Origin of the sequence: Nocardia aobensis NBRC 100429, assembly GCF_000308375.1 — a bacterium.
GTDB classification, from domain to species: domain Bacteria; phylum Actinomycetota; class Actinomycetes; order Mycobacteriales; family Mycobacteriaceae; genus Nocardia; species Nocardia aobensis.
This window is the reverse complement of sequence record NZ_BAFQ01000242.1, coordinates 1-3,451: the sequence shown is the minus strand read 5'-3', so window position 1 is coordinate 3,451 and position 3,451 is coordinate 1. Positions and strand designations below refer to the sequence as shown.

Below are 3,451 nucleotides of genomic sequence, written 5' to 3'. Positions count from 1 at the left end.
GCGCCGGCCACCGCCGCACCCGCGGGGCCGCTGGCCATCTTTGCGCGGCAGTTCCGTGCCGCACTCGGCAATCCGGCGGTGCTGTTCACGTTGCTGTGCACCTTCCTGTGGACCGCCGGACTGCAGGGCATGTTCGCCAACGGCGGACTGTTCTACTCGAGCAACTTCGGGCTCACGACCGGATGGGTCGGGCTGGCGCTGGCCGGTGGCGGGGCGATGAGCGTCGTGGGCAACATCTACGGTGGCCGCCTTGCCGATGCCGTCGGCCGGCGCCGGGTCATCGCGGTGGCGGCGCTGGTGGCCGCGGCGTCGGTGCTGGCCTTCTCGCTCTCGACCGGCTCGCTGGCGCTGGCGATCGTGGTGCAGGTCGTCTGGGGTGGCGCGGTCGGTTTCGGCCAGTCCGCACTGACCACCCTCGCCAGTGAACTCAGCCCCGATGCGCGCGGAACCGTTCTGGCACTGAACTATTCGGTGCAGTACGGCGGGATGATGGCGGGTACCGCGGCGGCCGCCGCACTGCTCGACGGCGGTTCGGCGTTCTGGTCGGTCGGGCTGCTGTGCGGGGTGTGCAGTCTGCTGGTCTTCCCGGTGGTGACGCTGCTGCTCGGCCGCGGGAGCGCGGTGGCGGCGCCGGAGTCTTCCGGGGCGCAGCCGACGCCGGCAGGTTCCTAGGGTGTCCCGGGCCGGAAGTGCCGCGCGGCGCTCCCGGCCGGAGGTCCGCTCAGCTGAGCAAAGCCCTTGCGTACCAATCCTTCTCGTCACGCACTCCCGGCAGCGCGAAGAAGTAGCCGCCGCCGAAGGGCTGGACGTAGTCGGTGAGGGGTTCGTTGATCAGCCGGGTCTGGATGGCCTCGAACTGGCGGGCGACGTCCTGCTGGAAGCAGGTGAAGATGTGCCCCGAGGCCATGTTGCCGTTGCGCTCCACGCCGAGGTCGTAGTTGTAGGAGCGGCGGACCAGTTGCTGGCGCGCGGTTTCGGGGGTGCGTGGATTGGCCAGCCGGATATGGGAATCCAGCGGAATGACCGAGCCCTCCGGGTCGGCGGCGTAGTCGGGGGTGTCGAATTCCTGATTGCCGTCGAGCGGGGCGCCGGAGTCGCGGCGGCGTCCGAACATGTTCTCCTGCTCGTTGATCGAGACCCGATCCCAGAATTCGACGAGCATGCGGATCAGCCGGACCACCTGGTAGGTGCCGCCGCGAGTCCATTCCGGTTCGCCGCCGCCGTCGGTCCAGATGAGCGATTCGGCGTCGGCGCCGGTCGGGTTGGCCGTTCCGTCCTTGAAGCCCAGCAGGTTCCGGCCGGTGCCGGAAGGACGCGGCGGAGAGTTGTAGCCGTCGATCTTCCAGCGCAGTTGCAGTGCGCCGCGGGTCTGGCGGGTGATGTCGCGCAGCGCGTGATGGACCGTGTCGGGGTGGTGGGCGCACAGCTGGATCAGCAGATCGCCGTGCATCCAGGCCGGATCCGGGGTGTCGTTGGGGAAGGTTCGCATCGGCGTGAGTTTGGCGGGTTTGGCCGCGGCCAGCCCGAAGCGGCCGTCGAACAGGCTCGCGCCCACTCCGGTGGTGACGGTGAGCCCGTCGGCGATCACCTCCGGCCCGAGCACCGCACTGTCGGACGGCGGCTGACCGAGGCCGAGGTCGGTGGGGGCGCCGCCGGCGGTGAGGAAGCGGGCACGCGCGGTGAGGGTCTTCATCGCCTCCACCAATTCCGCGCGGTGGGTGGTGGTGACGTCGAAGGCGGCGAAGCAGGCGGCGTTCTGTTTCGCCGACGGGCCCGGCGTGAGGATGCCGGCCTGATGTTCGCCGTGGAAGGGATAACTCGCCTCGGCCTTCGGGGTGCCCACCGTGGCGGCGTCGGCATCCTGGCGGGCACCCTCGGCGAGAATGCCCGCGGTCAGCGCGGTTCCGGCGGCACCGGCGGCGGCGCCGGAGAGGAAGCGGCGGCGGCTGACGTTCATCGTGAAGCCTTACTGGTCGGTCGGTGGTTCGGCATGGTCAGTGGGAGATCGGCACTTCGAGCAACCGCGGCACCTTGGCGAGTTCCTCGAGAGCGGCGCCGAGGCGTGCGTTGACGGCTTGCCGCGCGCCCGGCGGGGTCCGATCCGGCGACTGCCACTGTCCGTGGTTCTGGGTGGCGAGCAGGGCCGCCTGCAACTCGTCGAGGCGGGTGCGCAGGGTGGCGCGCAGTTGCGGCGCCCGCGGATCGATCAGCGGGCCGAGCTGATCGAGGACCGCGCGAGTCACGTCGATGTCGGCGAGCGTCATCGGATACGCCGCGCCCGCGCCCTGGTCGTCGATGCCCGAAATATGGTCGCGCAGAGCGTCTTCCAGGATTTCGTGGGCGCGCAGCGGCAGATTCTTCGGATCGCCGGCGAGGTCGTCGCTGCCGAGATTCTTCCGGATGTTCGCGATATCGCCGCCGAGCCGATCGACCACCGGCAGCAGCTGATCGGGCCGCTGTCCGTGCCACAGGCCGTATTCCAGCCGGTGCAGACCGGTGAATCCGGGATCGTTCGCACCACCGGGCAGGCCGTCGGGCAGACCCGAGACCGCGGTGCCGGCGTCGCCGAAACTGTTGTAGGAGGCGCCGACGCGCTCCCATTCCAGCTGGGCACTGAGCCAATCCGCTTGTGCGGCAGCGATATTGCCGCCACGCAGATCGTTGCCGATCGCGGTGACGGCGCCGGAGAGCCGGGTCAGCACACCGGCGGCGTAGGCCTGATAGGCGTCGTTGGGGCCGCGCAGATCGTCCTCGGTGACGCGTTTGACGGCCGGCGGGGTGTCGCCCGCCTCGCCACTGACCTGCACCGCCGCCGACGAGGTCACCGGCTTACCGGACATCAGGCATTGCATGGTGTAGGTGCCGCTGCTCAAGGTCGCGGTCAGGTTGGCGGTGGTGGCCGGGCCGATCGTCTCGATCTCGCCGACGACCGCACCGCCGGAGTTCACCAGGTTGATCTCCCCGGCCTTGGACGTCTTGTTCTGCACCTCGAACGTCTGCGTCCCGGCCCGCCCGGACTTCCATTCCGAGGCACACGAGCTGTCGGTGACCGACACCGCCTGCGCCTTACCGGAGCCGCTCGACGGCAGCAGCGCGATCGCCGCCCCGGCGGCCACGGCGGGAACGACCACCAGCACCGCACCGACCAGCAACGGCCGCGGCCCGGCGATTCGCTCCCACCAGTCGGGCGTCTGCTCGGAGCCGTCGTGCGCCGCGGTCGGCACCGCCAGGGGGGCCGCCGCGGCTGCGGTGCCTGCCGTCGTGGCGGGCGCCGCCTTCGCCGGGGCCTTCGCGGGCGCCTGGCGTCCCGCGCGGATGAACAGCGGGATCACCACGGCCAGGTAGACCACCCAGGCGACAACCTGCAGCACCGTCATGCGCGGCGTGAGCTCGGTGATCGCCGGTGATGATCGAGACCCACCACGAATTCGGGTCGATATGGGCCGACAGG

Annotated in this window: 3 protein-coding genes; 1 reads left to right on the top strand and 2 read right to left on the bottom strand. The window is 70.4% G+C overall.

Translation table 11 applies throughout. From position 1 onward, the window contains the following. On the top strand, nucleotides 1-672 hold a 672-nt coding region (locus RJ03_RS27465; protein WP_157163502.1), incomplete at its 5' end, for an MFS transporter. Between the two features lie 49 nt (nucleotides 673-721). On the opposite strand, the gene efeB is transcribed toward RJ03_RS27465, so the two are convergent. Then, nucleotides 722-1,957: an iron uptake transporter deferrochelatase/peroxidase subunit gene (gene efeB, locus RJ03_RS27460; protein WP_036507618.1), complete on the bottom strand. Its 1,236-nt coding sequence runs from the start codon at nucleotides 1,955-1,957 to the stop codon at nucleotides 722-724. A gap of 37 nt (nucleotides 1,958-1,994) precedes the next feature. After that, nucleotides 1,995-3,377, bottom strand: a complete 1,383-nt coding sequence (locus RJ03_RS27455) for an EfeM/EfeO family lipoprotein (RefSeq protein ID WP_051025316.1) — start codon at nucleotides 3,375-3,377, stop codon at nucleotides 1,995-1,997. Between the last annotated feature and the right edge of the window lie 74 nt (nucleotides 3,378-3,451).

Excerpts from the sequence above, each read along its gene's own strand:
- RJ03_RS27455 (WP_051025316.1), bottom strand. The coding sequence starts at position 3,377 with ATGACGGTGCTGCAGGTTGTCGCCTGGGTGGTCTACCTGGCCGTGGTG.
- efeB (WP_036507618.1), bottom strand. The coding sequence starts at position 1,957 with ATGAACGTCAGCCGCCGCCGCTTCCTCTCCGGCGCCGCCGCCGGTGCC.